The sequence below is a fragment of the Streptomyces sp. NPDC048297 genome (genome assembly GCF_043201585.1).
Classification (GTDB): Bacteria; Actinomycetota; Actinomycetes; order Streptomycetales; family Streptomycetaceae; genus Streptomyces.
This window is the reverse complement of sequence record NZ_JBICZA010000019.1, coordinates 35,096-51,282: the sequence shown is the minus strand read 5'-3', so window position 1 is coordinate 51,282 and position 16,187 is coordinate 35,096. Positions and strand designations below refer to the sequence as shown.

General features: G+C 71.7%; 15 protein-coding genes. 7 read left to right on the top strand and 8 right to left on the bottom strand.

Annotated features, from left to right (window positions below):
• Window positions 1–821: 821 nt before the first annotated feature.
• The 3 genes from ACGFYV_RS21675 to ACGFYV_RS21665 all read left to right on the top strand — a co-directional run bounded on the left by ACGFYV_RS21675 (window position 822) and on the right by ACGFYV_RS21665 (window position 4,200).
• A complete protein-coding gene (locus tag ACGFYV_RS21675) occupies window positions 822–1,244 on the top strand; it encodes an SH3 domain-containing protein (protein WP_393880040.1) in 423 nt (140 codons plus the stop codon).
• Window positions 1,245–1,293: 49 nt separating this feature from the next.
• Window positions 1,294–2,655 carry an FtsW/RodA/SpoVE family cell cycle protein gene (locus tag ACGFYV_RS21670; protein ID WP_393880039.1) on the top strand — a complete coding sequence of 454 codons (1,362 nt, stop codon included), beginning with the start codon at window positions 1,294–1,296 and terminating at the stop codon, window positions 2,653–2,655.
• Between the two features lie 87 nt (window positions 2,656–2,742).
• A complete protein-coding gene (locus ACGFYV_RS21665) occupies window positions 2,743–4,200 on the top strand; it encodes a penicillin-binding transpeptidase domain-containing protein (RefSeq protein ID WP_393880143.1) in 1,458 nt (485 codons plus the stop codon).
• Between the two features lie 67 nt (window positions 4,201–4,267).
• Here ACGFYV_RS21665 and ACGFYV_RS21660 read toward each other — a convergent pair whose 3' ends face one another.
• Together ACGFYV_RS21660 and ACGFYV_RS21655 are read right to left on the bottom strand one after the other, a co-directional pair.
• Window positions 4,268–5,146, bottom strand: a complete 879-nt coding sequence (locus ACGFYV_RS21660) for a hypothetical protein (RefSeq protein ID WP_393880142.1) — start codon at window positions 5,144–5,146, stop codon at window positions 4,268–4,270.
• A gap of 43 nt (window positions 5,147–5,189) precedes the next feature.
• Window positions 5,190–6,299 (bottom strand): ferritin-like domain-containing protein, encoded by a 1,110-nt coding sequence (locus tag ACGFYV_RS21655; RefSeq protein ID WP_393880038.1) that lies wholly within the window; start codon window positions 6,297–6,299, stop codon window positions 5,190–5,192.
• 123 nt (window positions 6,300–6,422) lie between these two features.
• On the opposite strand from ACGFYV_RS21655, the gene ACGFYV_RS21650 reads away from it, so the two are divergent.
• Window positions 6,423–7,361, top strand: a complete 939-nt coding sequence (locus ACGFYV_RS21650) for a diiron oxygenase (protein WP_393880037.1) — start codon at window positions 6,423–6,425, stop codon at window positions 7,359–7,361.
• Between the two features lie 58 nt (window positions 7,362–7,419).
• Here the strand turns inward: ACGFYV_RS21650 and ACGFYV_RS21645 are convergent, their stop codons facing one another.
• Window positions 7,420–7,881: a hypothetical protein gene (locus ACGFYV_RS21645; RefSeq protein WP_393880036.1), complete on the bottom strand. Its 462-nt coding sequence runs from the start codon at window positions 7,879–7,881 to the stop codon at window positions 7,420–7,422.
• Window positions 7,882–7,951: 70 nt separating this feature from the next.
• Here ACGFYV_RS21645 and ACGFYV_RS21640 point away from each other — a divergent pair, with 70 nt between their 5' ends.
• From ACGFYV_RS21640 to ACGFYV_RS21630, 3 genes are all read left to right on the top strand, one after another.
• Window positions 7,952–8,611, top strand: coding sequence for a TetR/AcrR family transcriptional regulator (locus ACGFYV_RS21640; RefSeq protein ID WP_393880035.1), 660 nt, complete (start codon window positions 7,952–7,954; stop codon window positions 8,609–8,611).
• Between the two features lie 4 nt (window positions 8,612–8,615).
• Window positions 8,616–8,945 carry a hypothetical protein gene (locus ACGFYV_RS21635; protein WP_393880034.1) on the top strand — a complete coding sequence of 110 codons (330 nt, stop codon included), beginning with the start codon at window positions 8,616–8,618 and terminating at the stop codon, window positions 8,943–8,945.
• A 121-nt stretch (window positions 8,946–9,066) separates the two neighbouring features.
• Window positions 9,067–10,191: an NlpC/P60 family protein gene (locus ACGFYV_RS21630; protein ID WP_393880141.1), complete on the top strand. Its 1,125-nt coding sequence runs from the start codon at window positions 9,067–9,069 to the stop codon at window positions 10,189–10,191.
• Window positions 10,192–10,315: 124 nt separating this feature from the next.
• Here ACGFYV_RS21630 and ACGFYV_RS21625 read toward each other — a convergent pair whose 3' ends face one another.
• Genes ACGFYV_RS21625 through ACGFYV_RS21605 form a run of 5 tightly spaced genes read right to left on the bottom strand, consistent with a single transcriptional unit; the run spans window position 10,316 to window position 16,003 of the window.
• A complete protein-coding gene (locus tag ACGFYV_RS21625; protein WP_393880033.1) occupies window positions 10,316–11,569 on the bottom strand; it encodes a styrene monooxygenase/indole monooxygenase family protein in 1,254 nt (417 codons plus the stop codon).
• 25 nt (window positions 11,570–11,594) lie between these two features.
• Window positions 11,595–12,251: an ATP/GTP-binding protein gene (locus tag ACGFYV_RS21620; protein WP_393880032.1), complete on the bottom strand. Its 657-nt coding sequence runs from the start codon at window positions 12,249–12,251 to the stop codon at window positions 11,595–11,597.
• Complete coding sequence (locus ACGFYV_RS21615) at window positions 12,232–12,657, bottom strand: DUF742 domain-containing protein (RefSeq protein WP_393880031.1); 426 nt, start codon at window positions 12,655–12,657, stop codon at window positions 12,232–12,234. Before ACGFYV_RS21615 ends, ACGFYV_RS21620 begins: the two co-directional genes overlap by 20 nt.
• Window positions 12,654–13,151: a roadblock/LC7 domain-containing protein gene (locus ACGFYV_RS21610; RefSeq protein WP_393880030.1), complete on the bottom strand. Its 498-nt coding sequence runs from the start codon at window positions 13,149–13,151 to the stop codon at window positions 12,654–12,656. The genes ACGFYV_RS21615 and ACGFYV_RS21610 overlap by 4 nt, the downstream gene beginning before the upstream one ends.
• Complete coding sequence (locus ACGFYV_RS21605) at window positions 13,148–16,003, bottom strand: nitrate- and nitrite sensing domain-containing protein (RefSeq protein ID WP_393880029.1); 2,856 nt, start codon at window positions 16,001–16,003, stop codon at window positions 13,148–13,150. Before ACGFYV_RS21605 ends, ACGFYV_RS21610 begins: the two co-directional genes overlap by 4 nt.
• Between the last annotated feature and the right edge of the window lie 184 nt (window positions 16,004–16,187).

Here is a 16,187-nt window from a genome sequence, read left to right as displayed (position 1 = left end):
GTCGGGTCCGGGTGCCCGGTGTTCGGGTCCGGGTGCCCGGTGTTCGGGTCCGGGTGCCCGGTGTTCGGGTCCGGGTGCCCGGTGTTCGGGTCCGGGTGCCCGGTGTTCGGGTCCGGGGGCCCGGTGTTCGGGTCCGGGATTCGGGTTCAGGGTTCAGGGTTCAGGGCCCGGCGTTCGGGGTTCAGGGCTCGGGGTCCGGTGTCCGATGTTCGGGCTCGGGGCCCGGAGTTCGGGCTCGGGGCCCGGGATTCGGCTTCGGGGTCCGGTGTTCGGGTTCGGGGCCCGATGTTCGGGCTGGGGGCCCGGTGTTCGGGCTGGGGGCCCGGTGTTCGGGCTGGGGGCCCGGTGTTCGGGCTGGGGGCCCGGTGTTCGGGCTGGGGGTCCGGCGTTCGGGCTCGGGGCTTGGGATTCGGCCTCGGGGTCCGGCGTTCATGGCCCGGCGTTCGGGATTCAGGGCTCGGGGCTCGGGTCCAGGGCCCGGTTTGCCGGGTGCAGGCCGCTCGTGGCCGGTCGCGCCCACGCGGCGAAGCCGCACATCGACACAGCCACGCGACACAGCCACGCGATACGGCCACGCGATACGGCCACGCGCTACGACCTCGCGGCACGGCCCCCGCTACACAGCCTCGCGATGCGGCCCCGCGACACAGCCCCGCGATACGACCCCGCCGCACATCCCCGCGCTACGCCCCCGCGGCACCGCCCCGCAATACCCCCCCACCACACCACCCGCGCCCCTTTGGCCCACTGCGGTGGGCCCTCGTGGCGTGGCGCGCCTAATGTGGCGATGAGTCAGCTTCGCCGCTTTCCGGAGGTACTCCATGTCCCTGCGCCCCGCCCTCCCCCGCGGCCTCGCCCTGGCCGCCGTGACGGGCGCCCTGCTGTCGAGCATGGTGGTCGTGCCGGCGACGGCCGCCGACGGCGGGGGCGACGACACCCCGGACATCGGCCAGCAGGCCACCGGCGGCCAGAACGAGGTGCACGGCGGCCGGGGCGACCGGGATCCGCGGCGCTATCGCGGGGTCGTCACGGCGCACGGCGGCATCTGGCTGCACGACCGGCCGGACCGGGGCAGCCTGCGGGTCCGCTTCGCGGCGGAGGGCGAGACGGTCACCATCTACTGCAAGGCGGGCAGCGCCACCGTGGCCGGCAATCCGCTCTGGTACCTGCTCACGGACGGCACCTGGGCGTGGGGGTCGGCGCGGTACATCCAGAACGTCGGGCCCGCGCCACGCTGGTGCTGACATTCGGGCAGACAGCACACAACACGCCCCCTTTAGGTAGGTTCCGGACATGACCAAGGCCGGAATCGCCGTGGCGGCGACGCGGGCACCCGCTCGCGCCGTGCGCCTCCCCCGGCGTCGTGGCGTCGAACTCGCCCTGATCGTGCTGGCCGTCCTGCTGTCCGTGTACGGCTACTGCGCGGTGGGCCTCGCCCGGACCGGCACCGTGCCGCCCGGCGCGGTCGGTTACGGCGCGGGGCTCGGGGTGCTCGCCCTGGTCGCCCATGTCGCGGTCCGGCTGCGGGCGCCGTACGCCGACCCGCTCCCGCTGCCCATCGGGGTGCTGCTCAACGGCCTCGGCCTGGTGCTGATCTACCGGCTGGACCTGGAGACACCGGGCGACCAGGCGGCTCCGGCCCAACTCGTGTGGTCCACACTGGGAGTTGGGCTGTTCATCGTCGTCGTCCTGCTGCTGCGCGACCACCGGGTGCTCCAGCGGTACTCCTACGTGTGCGTGGTCGCCGCTCTCGTCCTCCTGCTGCTGCCGATCCTCTTCCCCGCGGTCAACGGCGCCCGGATCTGGATCCGGATCGCCGGATTCTCCATCCAGCCGGGCGAGTTCGCGAAAGTGCTGCTCGCGGTGTTCTTCGCCGCGTACCTGGCCGACAACCGCAACGCGCTCGCGTACGCGGGGCGGCGGCTGTGGGGGATGCAGTTCCCGACCGGGCGGGTGCTCGGGCCGATCGTCACGATCTGGCTGCTGAGCGTCGGCGTGCTGGTGCTGGAGCGCGATCTCGGCACCTCGCTGCTCTTCTTCGGGCTGTTCGTGGTGCTGTTGTACGTCGCCACGGGCCGCACCGGCTGGATCGCGATGGGGCTGGTGCTCGCGGTGCTCGGCGCGTTCGCCGTGGGCCACCTCGAACCGCATGTGCACGGCCGGATCCAGGACTGGCTGGACCCCTTCGCCACGATCGACGCCGGGCAGGGCCCCAACCAGCTCTCGCAGTCCCTGTTCGCCTTCGCCGCGGGCGGTGTCCTCGGTACCGGGCTCGGGCTCGGGCACTCCACCCTCATCGGCTTCGCCGTCAAGTCGGACTTCATCCTGGCCACCGCCGGGGAGGAGTTGGGGCTCGGCGGTCTCGCGGCGATCTTCCTGCTCTACGCGCTGCTCGTGGAGCGCGGCTACCGGGCGGGCCTCGCCCTGCGCGAGCCGTTCGGGCGGCTGCTCGCGGTCGGTCTGGCCTCGATCCTCGCGCTCCAGGTGTTCGTCATCGCGGGCGGGGTGACCGGGCTGATCCCGCTGACCGGCATGGCGATGCCGTTCCTCGCGCAGGGCGGCTCCTCGGTCGTCACCAATTGGGCGATCGTGGCCCTGCTGATCCGGGTGAGCGACTCGGCGCGCAGCCAGTACGACGGCCAGGAGGCCGTATGAAAACGCCATGTACGGCAGGAGGCCGAGGCGACGTGAGCGAGGCGACGTGAGCGAGGCGACATGAGCGAGTACGGGAACGGCCGGCCCATGGCGAAGTACATCCGGCAGGCGTGGGCGTTCTGCGCCCTGCTGCTGGTGGCCCTGCTCGTCAACGCCATGCGGGTGCAGGTCGTCCGGGCCGGCGCCTACGACGCCAACCCGGCCAACCGCCGTGCCACGATCGCCCGTTACCAGCAGCCGCGCGGCGACATCCTGGTCGGCGACAGTCCGGTGACCGGGTCCAGGGACACCCGCGAGCAGTTGCGCTACGAACGCACCTACCGCGACGGCCCGTTGTACGCGCCGGTGACCGGCTTCGCCTCGCAGCGCTACGGCTCCACGCTGCTGGAGAACACGGAGGACGGGGTGCTCTCGGGCACCGACCCGCTGCTGACGCCGTTCCCGCTGTGGAACGGCGTGACGCGCGAGCCGAGTTCCGGCGGGAACGTCGTCACGACGCTGGACCGGCGCGCGCAGGAGGCGGCGTACCGGGGGCTGGCCCGGCGCAAGGGGGCGGTGGCGGCGATCGAACCGGCCACCGGGCGGATCCTCGCCCTGGTGTCGACGCCGTCGTACGACCCCGCGGAGCTGTCGGGGAACAGCGCGGCGACGGCGGCGGCCTGGGCCCGGCTCAACCAGGACCCGGAGAAGCCGATGCTCAACCGGGCGGTGCGGCAGACGTATCCGCCGGGGTCGACGTTCAAGGTGGTCACCGCCGCGGCGGCGCTGGACGCGGGGGTGGTCACGAACCTGGACGCGTCCACGGACTCCCCCGACCCGTACCGGCTGCCCGGCACGACGACCCGGCTGACGAACGAGGGGGACGGCTGCCGCGACGCGTCGCTGCGGGAGGCCTTCGCGTGGTCCTGCAACACGGTGTTCGCGAAGCTGGGCGTGGACGTCGGGGCGCAGGGCATGACGGAGACGGCACAGGCGTTCGGGTTCAACGACACCACGGTGCGGGTCCCCTTCGCGGTCTCCCCGAGCACGTTCGACACGACGGTGGACAAGGCGCAGCTGGCCCTGTCCTCGATCGGGCAGTACAACACGCGGGCGACTCCGCTGCAGATGGCGATGGTCGCGGCGGCCGTCGCCGACGACGGGCGGCTGCGGACGCCGTACCTGGTGGAGCGGACCACGCGCCGGGGCGGTGAGACGCTCAGTGGCAGTGCTCCGCGTCCCGTCGTACAAGTGATGCGGCCGTCGACGGCCTTCCAGTTGAAGGGGCTGATGACGGACGTGGTCAGGAACGGCACCGGCACCAACGCGGCCATCCGCGGCGCCACGGTCGGCGGCAAGACGGGCACTGCCCAGCACGGTCTTGGCAACTCCGGTGTGCCGTACGCCTGGTTCATCTCCTGGGGCCAGGCCGACGGCGATCTGGAGCCGAAGGTGGCCGTCGCGGTGGTGGTGGAGGACGCGGACGCAAACCGGGGCGAGATCAGCGGCGGCGGCGACGCGGCACCGATCGCGCGCGACGTGATGCGGACCGTTCTCGGGTTGTGAGAAGCGGGCCCGCCTCAAGTCCCTCGTGGACTCGCCCGAGTTGAGGGACTTCGTGGACGCGTGCCGGTCAGCTGACCGGTTCGAGCATCTCGGAGCGGATCTCCAGGGTGTGGCGGGCGGCGGTGTCGAGGTCCACGGTGGCGGAGTCGCCCTGTTTCAGGGTGAGTTCGCCGACCACGGCCGCGGTGTTGCCGTCCGCCCAGGAGCAGACCGGGTAGGTGAGGGTCGTGAGGCCCCGCTTCTGGGTGAGCACTTCGCAGCTGATGGCGGTGTCCGCGCCGGGCGGGGTGACGTCCTTCGCGGGCCGGGTCACCGTCACGCCGTCGGCCTCCGTGGCGCCCTTGAGCATGCCGGCGCGGACGTCGTCCTTGTTCATGAACCTGCCGTACATGCCGGACACCAGCAGCATGCCCGTGCTGTCGTCGCCGCCGGGGCTGTAGCGGCCGACCACGGCGTGGATGTCCTTGGCGTCCCAGGCGCCGTCGGCCTCGTCCTCGACCTTCTGCCCCTCACTGCCGGAGAGGTCCTCGGCGAGGACGTACGTGCCGTTCAGCAGCTTGTGGGGCAGGGTCAGCCGGTTCTTCGCCGGCGGGAAGCCGCTCTCGACGAGCGCGCCGAGCAGCACCAGAGCGACGACACCGAGCGTGACGACACCGCCGACGATCCCCAGCACCAGACCGAGCCGCCGCTTCTTGGGCGGCGGCCCCATGGGCGGCATGCCCCAGGCGGGGTACGGCTGCTGCGGGTGCGGCTGCTGCGGGTGCGGCTGCTGCTGGGGGTACGGGGAGCCGTACGGCCCCGGAGCCTGCTGCCCGTAGGGGCCAGGCTGCCGCTGGCCGTAAGGGCCAGGCTGCCGCTGCCCGTACGGGGAGGGCGGCTGCTGGCCGTACGGGGAGGGCTGCTGCTGGGGGACGTGCGGGTACGGCTGCTGAGGCGGCGGAGGCATGGACACGCCAGCACGCTACTGCACCCGTGACCGGCACCGCCGCTCAGCCCTCGGCGGCCCCCGACTCGATCGCCTCCCGCACCTCCGCGACCCGCTCCCGCTCCTCCGCGGCGAAGCGTTCCGCGTCGAGCCGCTCGGCGATCTCCTCGTCCTGGGCCATCAGCAGGTCCAGGTTGGAGTCGCCCAGCTCGAAGACGCCCATGTCGGCGTAGGCCTGCTGCAGCCGCTTGCCCCACAGGCCGATGTCCTTGACGCAGGGCACGATGCGGCTGAACAGCAGCTTGCGGAAGAGCTGGAGGAACTCGGAGCGCTCGCTGAGCTGTTCCGCCTCGGCCTTGGGCACGCCGAAGTTCTCCAGGACCTCGACCCCGCGCAGCCGGTCGCGCATGAGGTAGCAGCCCTCGATGACGAAGTCCTCGCGCTCGCGCAGTTCGGCCTCGGTGAGCTGCTGGTAACAGTCGCGCAGCGCCATGCGCCCGAAGGCCACGTGCCGGGCCTCGTCCTGCATGACGTAGGCCAGGATCTGCTGGGGCAGCGGCTTGTCGGTGGTGTCCCGGATCATGCCGAAGGCGGCCAGCGCGAGGCCCTCGATCAGGACCTGCATGCCGAGGTACGGCATGTCCCAGCGGCTGTCGCGGAGGGTGTCGCCGAGCAGCGACTGGAGGTTGTCGTTGATCGGGTAGACGAGGCCGATCTTCTCGTGCAGGAAGCGGGCGTAGATCTCGGCGTGCCGGGCCTCGTCCATGGTCTGGGTGGCGGAGTAGAACTTCGCGTCCAGGTCGGGCGCGGACTCCACGATCCGGGCGGCGCAGATCATCGCCCCCTGCTCACCGTGCAGGAACTGGCTGAACTGCCAGGACGCGAAGTGCTGCCGCAGCTCGCCCTTGTCACGGTCGGTCATCTTCGCCCAGTACGGCGTCCCGTACAGGGACATGGCCTCGTCGGGGGTGCCGAGCGGGTCGTACGGGTCGACCTCCAGCTCCCAGTCGATGCGCTTCTGCCCGTCCCACTGCTTGTCCTTGCCCTTCTGGTACAGGGCGAGCAGGCGGTCGCGGCCGGCGTCGTACTCCCAGGTGAACCGGGCCGAGCCACTGGCCGGCACCTCCCACGGCGCGTCTCCCGGGTCCTTGGCGTACAGGTCGTTGGTCGGCATACCCCGCAGGCTCACACGTAGACGCGCAGTCAACAAGTCGTGCGCGAGGGATTGACGACCTTACTGACAGGCAGTCTCATAAGAGGCGGACGACGTACTCCGGGGTAACGAGGTGAGAGAGTCATGACGACCCTGACGGAAGCGGAAGCGCTCGACGGGCTGCGCGACGCGCTCGGTCTGCTGAAGGACCGTGAGCAGGTGGCCGAGCGACTGCTCGTCTCTTCCGCCAAGCACTCCTTCGACCCGGACAAGGAGCTGGACTGGGACGCGCCCTTCGAGGAGGGCAAGTGGTTCTGGCCGCCGGAGCTCGTCTCGCTGTACGGCACCCCGATGTGGCAGCGGATGAGCGAGGAGCAGCGGATCCAGCTCTCCCAGCACGAGGCCGCCGCGCTCGCCTCGCTCGGCATCTGGTTCGAGCTGATCCTGATGCAGCTGCTCGTCCGGCACATCTACGACAAGGCGGCGACGAGCGCGCATGTGCGGTACGCGCTCACCGAGATCGAGGACGAGTGCCGGCACTCCAAGATGTTCGCCCGCGTGATCTCCCGCGGCGGAACCCCCTGGTACCCGGTCGGCAGGGCCCACCAGAACCTCGGCCGGCTCTTCAAGACCGTCTCCACCACCCCCGGTTCCTTCACGGCCACGCTGCTCGGCGAGGAGGTGCTGGACTGGATGCAGCGCCTGACCTTCCCGGACGAGCGCGTCCAGCCGCTGATCCGCGGGGTCACGCGCATCCACGTGGTCGAGGAGGCCCGGCACGTCCGCTACGCCCGCGAGGAGCTGCGCCGCCAGATGGTCACAGCGCCCAAGTGGTCGCAGGAGTTCACCCGGGTCACCTCCGGGGAGTTCGCGCGGATGTTCTCCATCGCCTTCATCAACCCGGACGTGTACACCAACGTCGGCCTGGACAAGCGGGAGGCCATGGCGCAGGTGAAGGCCAGCGGGCACCGGCGCGAGGTCATGCAGACCGGCGCCAAGCGGCTGACGGACTTCCTGGACGAGATCGGCGTACTGCGGGGCGTCGGCCGGCGCCTGTGGAAGTCCTCGGGGCTGCTGGCCTGACGCCCGGAACGGGGCGCACGCCTCGTACACGCCTCAGATACGACGCCTCGCGCACGCCTCACAGATGGGCGAGGATCTGGCGTACGGGGTGGCCGAGGGCCTCGGCGATCCCGGTCAGCTCGCCGTCCGTGAGCCAGGCCCGGTCCGGGTCGAGGACCTCGATCCGGAATCGCGCGAACCCCATCGGCCAGTCGTAGACCAGGTCGTTCAGCGAGATGTCCGCGGCGCAGCAGGGGACGGTGACGTCGAGCGTGGCGAAGCCTTCCTCGGAACGCTCCGTGATGGCCTCGCCCAGCCGGCTTTCGCCGCACAGGTCCGCGCCGCAGCGGGGGCAGGCGACCCGCTCCAGGTTCGCGAAGCAGTGCACCACTTCCACGGTGTCGTGCCAGCGCGCCTCAAGGCCCCGTCGCCCCTGCTCGCAGAGCATTCCGGCGAGTGCCGCGGCGGCCCGGTCCGCCGCCGCGCGCTCCGGCCGCCAGTACGGATCCTCCGGGATCACGATCAGCCAGTTGTCGCTCATCCCCCACCTCCGGCCGCCATCCCCCACCTCCAGCCGCCACCGTAGCGCCGCCCCGGTTACGCTGCGGGACATGACCCCGCAGGCCGCCACCCCCGCCTACCGTCGCCTCAGTGTCGAGGAGCGGCGGCGCCAGCTGCTCGACACGGCGCTCTCGCTCTTCGCGCACCGCGCCCCGGAGGACGTGTCGCTGGACGACGTCGCGGAGGCGGCCGGGGTGTCACGGCCGCTGGTGTACCGGTACTTCCCCGGCGGCAAGCAGCAGCTGTACGAGGCCTCGCTCGGGTCGGCCGCCGAGGAGCTGCGGGAGTGCTTCGACGAGCCCCGCGAGGGCCCGCTGCTGCCCCGGCTGTCCCGGGCGCTCGACCGGTATCTGGCGTTCGTGGACGAGCACGACGCCGGGTTCAGCGCGCTGCTGCAGGGCGGCAGCGTGGTGGAGACCTCGCGGACCACGGCCATCGTCGACGGGGTGCGCCGGGCGGCGGCCGAGCACATCTACCGTCACCTCGGCGTCGCCGAGCCGGGCCCGCGGCTGCGCATGACCGTCCGGATGTGGATCACCGCGGTGGAGGCGTCGTCCCTGATCTGGCTCGACGAGGGCAAGCAGCCGCCGGTGGAGGAGTTGCGGGACTGGCTGGTCGAGCAGTTCGTGGCGGTCCTCCTGGTGACCGCCGCCCGGGACCCGCAGACGGCCGCCCTCGGCGCCGTGCTCTCCGATTCCGGCCGGGGCTGATCGCGTGAAGAGCCAGGACACCCCCTTCGAGGGCGGCCCCATGGACGGACGGGTGCTGCCGGTACTGGTCGGCCCGACGGGTCACCCCCCGAAGACGTACCGCATCCCCGTCCCGGACAACGCCGGCGGCCCGCCCACCGTGCTCGTCTACCGCCGTGTCCCGCGCGGGCACAGCAAGAGGCTGGGGCTGGTGCTGGGGTGGAAGTACGCGTACGACCCCGGGGGCGAGCGCCACGGCGACCGGATCCGCTGGCCATGGTCGAGGCCGGCCGCCCGGCCGGAAAGCGGTCCGGACGACACGCCGTCCGGCAACCCGGACGACGCGACCGGGTGACTTCGCTGGGCCGAACCGCGTACACAGAGGTCATATTTCACGGCACAACGTCTGATTATCACCGTGCGGAAGCGGGCGGAGGGTCCGTTCGCCCCGCATCGGAGGTGATGACGTGTCAGACGTGTCAGGAGTGCTTCTGCGCCTGGCGAGTGCGGCCGCCGTCGCGGCTCAGGCGGTCCTCGTGGCGCCCGCACCCGCGGTCGCCGCGCCCGAACCGCAGCGGCCGGTATCCGAGCTGCTGACGGACCTGCGGAGCCTGTACCGGCAGACCGAGCAGGCCACGGAGACCTACAACGCCACCGCGGAGAGGCTCACGCGGCAGCGGTCCGAGGTCAGGCGGCTGGACGGCGAACTGGCCCGCGCCCGGCTGGCGTTGCAGGACAGCCAGGGCGACGCCGGACGGCTGGCCCGGCAGCAGTACCAGTCCAGCTCCGCGTTCTCCCCCTACCTGCGGCTGCTCCTGGCCCGGGATCCGCAGCAGGCGCTGGACGAGGGCCACGTCATCGGCCGGCTCTCCCGTGAGCGCGTCAGGACGGTGGACCGGCTCGCCGGCACGGAACAGCGCAAGGACGCGCTCGCCAGGACGGCCCGCAAGGCGCTGGACACCGAGCTGGCGCTGGCCGACAAGCAGCGCACGGCGCGGGACGACGTGAAGGGCAGGCTGGCCGACGTCGAACGCCTCCTCGCCTCCCTCACCCCCGAACAGCTGAGCGCGGTGGCCCGGCTGGAACAGACGGGTGTCGCCACCGCCCAGCGCGCTCTCACCACCTCGGGCGCCCTCGGCCCCGACCGCCCCGCCTCCGCCGAGGGCGACCTCGCGGTCCGCTACGCCATGGCCCAGCTCGGCAAGCCGTACCAGTGGGGCGCCGTCGGCCCCGCCTCCTACGACTGCTCCGGCCTGACCTCCCGGGCCTGGGACCACGCGGGCACCCCGATCCCCCGCACCAGCCAGGAACAGTGGTCCCGGCTGCCGAGAATCCCCCTGAACGAGCTGCGCCCCGGCGACCTCGTCCTCTACTTCCCCGACGCCACCCACGTCGCGATGTACGTCGGCAACAGCAAAATCGTCCAGGCCCCCCGCCCCGGCGAACCAATCAAAATCTCCCCCCTCGCCTCCAACCCCATCCTGGGCGCAGTCCGCCCAGACGCAAACGTCCGGACCAACCCCCTAGGGGCGCGAGGAACTGCGCGACCAACCACGACGAACCCGCGCCCGCCAGTGCCCCCACACCCCAACGGCGCCTAGGCAGCCCCACCCCAACCTCAACCAATCCACCCACCCCAGGCCCGACAAACCCAGGGGCGCGGGGAACTGCGCGACCAACCACGACGAACCCGCAGCCGCCACCACCCCCGCACCCCAACGGCGCCTACGCCCCCGTCAGCGAAGCCAAGTACGCGTTCGTCTTCTCCGGCTCATAGAAGAAGTTCTCGAAGTCCGCCGGATCGTTGAACCCATTGGCGAACCGGTCCGCCGCCGGCTGCAACTGCCCCGCCGCACCGATCAGGTTGAGAACATGCTCCGGCGGCGGAGCCAGCATCGCGTTCGTCCACTTGGTGACGTGCCGCGCCGTGTCCCAGTACCGGTCGAACGTCGCCCGCATCCACTCCTCGTCGAACGGCTTGTCCTCCCGCTCGAGAATCGAGGCGAGGTACGCGGCCGCGCACTTGGACGCGGAGTTGGAGCCCTGGCCGGTGATCGGGTCGTTGGCGACGACCACGTCGGCCACGCCGAGGACCAGGCCGCCCGAGGGCAGCCGGCCGATGGGGTTGCGGACGGTCGGCGCGTACCGGCCGGCCAGCGTGCCGCCGGCGTCCGTCAGCTCGACCTTGGTGGCCCGCGCGTACTCCCACGGAAGGAACTTCTCCATGAGTTCCAGGGTCAGGGAGAGGTGTTCCGCCGGGTCCTTGACGCCGTTGAAGACGTCGACCGGACCGCCGGGTATGCCCTCCCAGAACAGGATGTCGGCGCGGCCCGAGGTGGTCAGGGTCGGCATGACGAACAGCTCGCCGACACCGGGGACCAGGTTGCAGCGGACCGCTTCGAACTCCGGGTGCTCCGGACGCGGGCCCATGCCGTGCACGTACGCCACCGCGAGGGCGCGCTGCGGCTCGGTGTACGGGGAGCGCTCGGGGTCGCGGGCGAACATGGACACCAGTTCGCCCTTGCCGGCCGCGACGAGGACGAGGTCGTAGGCGCGGGAGAAGTAGTCGAGGTCGCCGACGGCCGCGCCGTGGATGACCAGCTGGCCGCCGCGCTGGGCGAAGGTCTCCATCCAGCCGGCCATCTTGACCCGCTGGTCGATGGACTGCGCGTACCCGTCCAGCTTGCCCACCCAGTCGATGGCCCGCTGGGTCGGACCGGGGTCGTGCGAGCCGGGGGCCGCGACCGAGACGCCGAGTCCTTCGATCTTCGGGGCCTGGGACTCCCAGAAGTTCAGCTGGAGATCGCGCTCGTGCTGCAGTGCGGTGTGGAACATGCACTGCGTCGACATGACCCGGCCGGAGCGGATCTCGTCCGCGGTCCGGTTCGACATCAGGGTGACCTCGTAGCCGTGCGACTGCAGGCCGAGGGCGAGCTGGAGACCGGACTGGCCGGCTCCGACGACGAGTATCTTCCGCATGCGGGTGGTGGCTCCTAGTTCGGGACTACTCGGGGATTTCGTCGAGCGCGTGGCCCACCAGGGCCAGGAGGGTCTCGATCGCCGAGATCCGGCGCCGCGCATCCATGATCATGACAGGGATGTGCGCGGGTATCGTCAGCGCATCCCGGACGTCCTCCGGGTCGAACCGCTCGCTGTTGTCGAAGTGGTTGACCGCGACGACGTACGGCAGTCCGCAGCTCTCGAAGTAGTCCAGCGCCGGGAAGCAGTCCTTCAGGCGGCGGGTGTCGGCCAGGACGACGGCGCCGATCGCGCCGCGCACCAGGTCGTCCCACATGAACCAGAACCGCTGCTGGCCCGGGGTGCCGAACAGGTAGAGGACGAGGTCCTCGTCGAGCGTGAGACGGCCGAAGTCCATGGCGACCGTGGTGGTCAGCTTCTCGGGCGTGTCCGACAGGTCGTCGGTGCCCTCGCTGGCCTGGGTCATCAGCGCCTCGGTCTGCAGCGGCGTGATCTCCGAGACGGCGGTGACCAGCGTGGTCTTGCCGACGCCGAAGCCGCCCGCCACCACGATCTTGGTGGCGACGGGAGCCCTGCTGCGGTCCGTCTGCCAGGACTTCAGGTTCTCGTCGGGATCGGCGAACCGGTCGACGAGGGGGGCGCCTCCGAGGGAGGCGGTGGCGTCAGAGACGGCGGAGTCCACTCAGCACCCTTTCCAGCAGAGCGCGGTCCGGGCGGCCGGTGCCGTGACCGGTTCCGGTGCCGTACACACGGATCTTTCCCTGGTCCGCGAGGTCACTGAGCAGGACCCGGACCACGCCGAGCGGCATCTTCAGCAGCGCGGCGATCTCGGCCACCGTACGCATACGGCGGCAGAGTTCGACGATGGCCCGCATCTCCGGCATGACCCGGGTGCTGAGGGAACCATTCGTCAGTTCCTTGCGCTCCTCGGGGGCTTCGATCGCCGCCGTGCTGGCCACGAACGTCTCCACGAGGAGGACGTGACCGAAGCGGGTACGACCGCCGGTGAGCGAGTAGGGCCGGACGCGGGCGGCCTTGCGGTCGCCGCCGCGCACCGGGAGCTGGTTCGTCTTGGCTGTGCCGCTCATCGGAGACTTCCCGTCGACTCGGCTTCCATGGATTTACGTAGCTCGCTGCGGAGTTCGGGGGTCAGGACGTGTCCGGCACGGCCGACGAAGAGGGCCATGTGGTACGCCACCACGCTCATGTCGCACTCGGCCGAACCGTGCACCCCGAGCAGCGAGCCGTCGCTGATCGCCATCACGAAGAGGCTGCCCTCGTCCATGGCGACCATGGTGTGCTTGGTCGCGCCGTACTCCATCAGCTTGGCGGCGCCGAGCGTGAGGCTGCCGATCCCGGAGACGACGGTGGCGAGGTCGGCGGAGGAGCCGCGGGGGCCCTTCACCGGACGGCTGTTGCGGGACTCCTCCAAGTGGGCGGGGTCCGAGGACAGCAGGAGCAGTCCGTCGGAGGAGACGACCGCGACGGACTGGATGCCGGGTACTTCCTCGATCAGGTTGGTCAGCAGCCAGTGCAGGTTGCGTGCTTCCTTGCTCAGTCCGTAGGTACTGGGCGTGGTCAACTGCTTGCCTCCTCGGCTGGGCCCCCCGTGCTTGGTTCGGTGTGCGACGCGATCTCTGCCTCCACCTCGCGGTAACCGGCCTGCGCGCCCTGGCGGAAGCCGCCGAGTCTGCGGCGCAGGGCGTCGGCGTCCACGGAGGCGCTGCGCTGGCGGGGCGGGGCGGCGGGTGTGGTGATCCTGGGGGTGCGCTTGGGGAGGCCCTTGCTGGTTACCTGCGGCGCGTTGGCCGTTTGCGCCTCGGCTTCGCCTTCGGCGTCGGATTTCCCACCCGCACCGCCCGTGACGGTTTCGTCGTCCAGTGCGGGTGGCCCCTGTGGGGGTACCTCGCCGTCGGCGGCTGCCGGTACGCGTACGCCGTGGGCGGGTGCGCCGTCGGCGGGTGACGGCGCGCGGACGCCGAGCGCGTTCGGGGCCGCCGCCGGCTCGGGGGGTGTCGGGTCCGTCGTGAGGTCCGGGAGCAGGAGCTCCATCGTCGTCTCGGGGAGGGACTCGGGGAAGGACTCGGAGAGGGACTCCGGGAAGGTTTCCGCCGGTTCCTTCGGGCGGGTCGGGGACTCCGTGTCCGCGCGAGTGTGGGTCTCCGTGGGCTCGGGCTCCGCGCCGGACTGTTCCGCGTCGCGTACCGCCCGTTCCGCCAGCGCCACCAGAGGGTCCTTGTCCTTGGCGCGGGCGGGCAGGACGTTGGAGTTGGCCTCGGCGTCGGCGCCGGGCAGGGAGAAGGTCTGGGTGGTGTCGGAGAGGGTGGCCGGGGACGGGACCGTGACGGCCGGGGCCTCGGCGAGCAGGACCCGGGACAGCACGACGACCGCGGCCACCCCGCCCTGCTTCTGCTCGCGCAACTGGACGCGGACGCCGTGGCGGTGCGCGAGGCGGGCGACGACGTAGAGGCCGAGGCCCAGGCCGTCCTGGCCCTCCTGGTCGTACGGCGACTCCGGATCGAAGTCGGCGAGGCGGGAGTTGAGGCGGTCGAGGCGGTCGGACGTCATGCCGATGCCCTCGTCCTGGACGGAGACCATCACCTCGCCGCTCTCCAGCAGCCAGCCGGAGACCTCGACGGGCAGGTCCGGCGGGGAGAACGAGGTGGCGTTCTCCATGAGTTCGGCCAGCAGGTGGGAGAGGTCGTCGGCCGCGAAGCCCGCGATGTGGGCGTGCGGGGGCAGGGCGGCGATGCGGACGCGTTCGTAGCGCTCGATCTCGCTGACCGCCGCGCGGAGCACGTCGACCAGCGGGACCGGGCCGTGGTGCTGCTGGACGTGCTCGGTGCCGGAGAGGACCAGGAGGTTCTCGCTGTGCCGGCGCATGACCGTGGCGAAGTGGTCCAGCTTGAAGAGCGTGGCGAGCCGCTCGGGGTCCTGCTCGCGCTCCTCCAGGCCCTCGATGACCGCCAGTTGACGCTCGACCAGGCCGAGCGTGCGCAGCGCGAGGTTGACGAACGTGCCGCCGATGCCGGTGCGCAGCCGCTCCAACTGGGCTGCGGACTGGGCGAGTTCGGTGCGCAGCTCCTCGCGGGCGTCGGCCATCTTCTGCCGCTGCCCGACCAGGTGCTTGCGGTCGGTCTCCAGCGTGCCGATCCGCTCGTGCAGGGTGACGGCGTGCGCGTGCAGGGCGTTGACCGAGCGGACGACCTGGGCGAACTCGTCGTTGCGGCCGGTGAAGGCGATCGGGTCCTGGGCCGCGGGGTCCTCGGCCCCGGCCAGGCGGGCGGAGCCGCGGCGCAGGACCGACAGGGGGCGGGTCAGGGTGCGGGCCATGGCGGTGGCGATGCCGACGGCGACCAGCATCAGGGCGCCGAGGACGGCGATCCGGATCTCCAGGGCGGTGACGTCGTCGTCCCGGAGCTGGGCCAGGTCCTTGGTGCGGTGGTCGTAGAGGGCCGCCTCCGTGCCGCGCATCAGGTCGATGCGCGCGGACAGGGCCGCGTCCAGCTTCTTGCCGCTGGTCGCCAGGTCGCTGTCGCTGAGCGTGGGCTCGTCGGTGAGGGCGGCGAGGTACGTGTCGGCGGAGTTGACCTCGGGGCCGGTGACCGTGGAGTCGTAGGAGTCGACGGCCGACTGCGGGGCGCCGGCGCGGAAGCCCGCGAGGTCCGCGTCGGCGCGCAGCCGGGCCAGCTGGGCAGCGGCGGTGAGCGCGTCGCGCTGCTTGCGGTCGGCGTCGGTGGGGGTGCTGGTCGTGACGGGCAGGCCGGTGATCGGGTCGATCACGGTCTGCTGGGTGGCCGGCACGCTGAGCGCGGCCAGCAGCAGGCCGCGGGAGGCGGCGGACTGCTGGACGGCGGAGTCCAGTTCGGCGAGCGCGTACGCGCCGGAGCCGGCCCGCGGGGGCATCTTCTCGGCCAGTTGCTCGGCGAGCCGGTGCAGTGCGGTGATGGTGTCCGAGTACGCCTGGTGGGTCTTGAGGGCGCTCGTCCTGCCGGTGAGCGCGGCGTGCCGGACGGCCGCGATGCCGTCGAGGCCCGTGCGCAGCGCGGCCGGGATGTCGGTGTCGGCGCGCAGGTCCTCGACCTGGCGGTCGACCCGGGCGCTGCGCTGCTCGGACGGGGCCTGGGACTTGGGGCGCCCGGCCGCGACGTAGGAGGTGACCTCGTCGCGTTCGTCGGCGAGGGAGTGGGCGAGCGTGAGCGCGTCCTGGGTACGGCCGGCCAGTGTGACCAGTTCCTGGGAGTCGCTGACGTCCGCGGAGGCCGTGAGCAGCGCGGGGGCGCCTGCTGCGGCGATGGCCGCGGCCACCACGGCCACGGCCACGATCAGCCGGTTGCGCACGTGTGTGGGGCGGCCGGTGCCCACGGGGGTCCGCTCGGCGGCCCCCTCGGGGGCCGACTGCCTGCCTGTGCGCCGAGGCCGCTTCATCTGCACCGGTGCTCGCATTCCTGAACTCGTCTACCCAGGGGCCCGGATGGCGCCCCGTGGTCTCGGTGCCAAGTGGTGCGTACACCCGGTTCGTACGGTTTCCGACCCTCCCAGCGCCGGTGGGCGATGGTCGCGCATCACCTGACCCGCCACCCGAAGGAGTGAACATCGGAGGGGAGTTGGCGGGCAA

Coding starts and splice junctions, on each gene's coding strand:
- ACGFYV_RS21675 (WP_393880040.1), top strand. CDS start 822: ATGTCCCTGCGCCCCGCCCTCCCCCGCGGCCTCGCCCTGGCCGCCGTG.
- ACGFYV_RS21670 (WP_393880039.1), top strand. CDS start 1,294: ATGACCAAGGCCGGAATCGCCGTGGCGGCGACGCGGGCACCCGCTCGC.
- ACGFYV_RS21665 (WP_393880143.1), top strand. CDS start 2,743: ATGGCGAAGTACATCCGGCAGGCGTGGGCGTTCTGCGCCCTGCTGCTG.
- ACGFYV_RS21660 (WP_393880142.1), bottom strand. CDS start 5,146: ATGCCTCCGCCGCCTCAGCAGCCGTACCCGCACGTCCCCCAGCAGCAG.
- ACGFYV_RS21655 (WP_393880038.1), bottom strand. CDS start 6,299: ATGCCGACCAACGACCTGTACGCCAAGGACCCGGGAGACGCGCCGTGG.
- ACGFYV_RS21650 (WP_393880037.1), top strand. CDS start 6,423: ATGACGACCCTGACGGAAGCGGAAGCGCTCGACGGGCTGCGCGACGCG.
- ACGFYV_RS21645 (WP_393880036.1), bottom strand. CDS start 7,881: ATGAGCGACAACTGGCTGATCGTGATCCCGGAGGATCCGTACTGGCGG.
- ACGFYV_RS21640 (WP_393880035.1), top strand. CDS start 7,952: ATGACCCCGCAGGCCGCCACCCCCGCCTACCGTCGCCTCAGTGTCGAG.
- ACGFYV_RS21625 (WP_393880033.1), bottom strand. CDS start 11,569: ATGCGGAAGATACTCGTCGTCGGAGCCGGCCAGTCCGGTCTCCAGCTC.
- ACGFYV_RS21615 (WP_393880031.1), bottom strand. CDS start 12,657: ATGAGCGGCACAGCCAAGACGAACCAGCTCCCGGTGCGCGGCGGCGAC.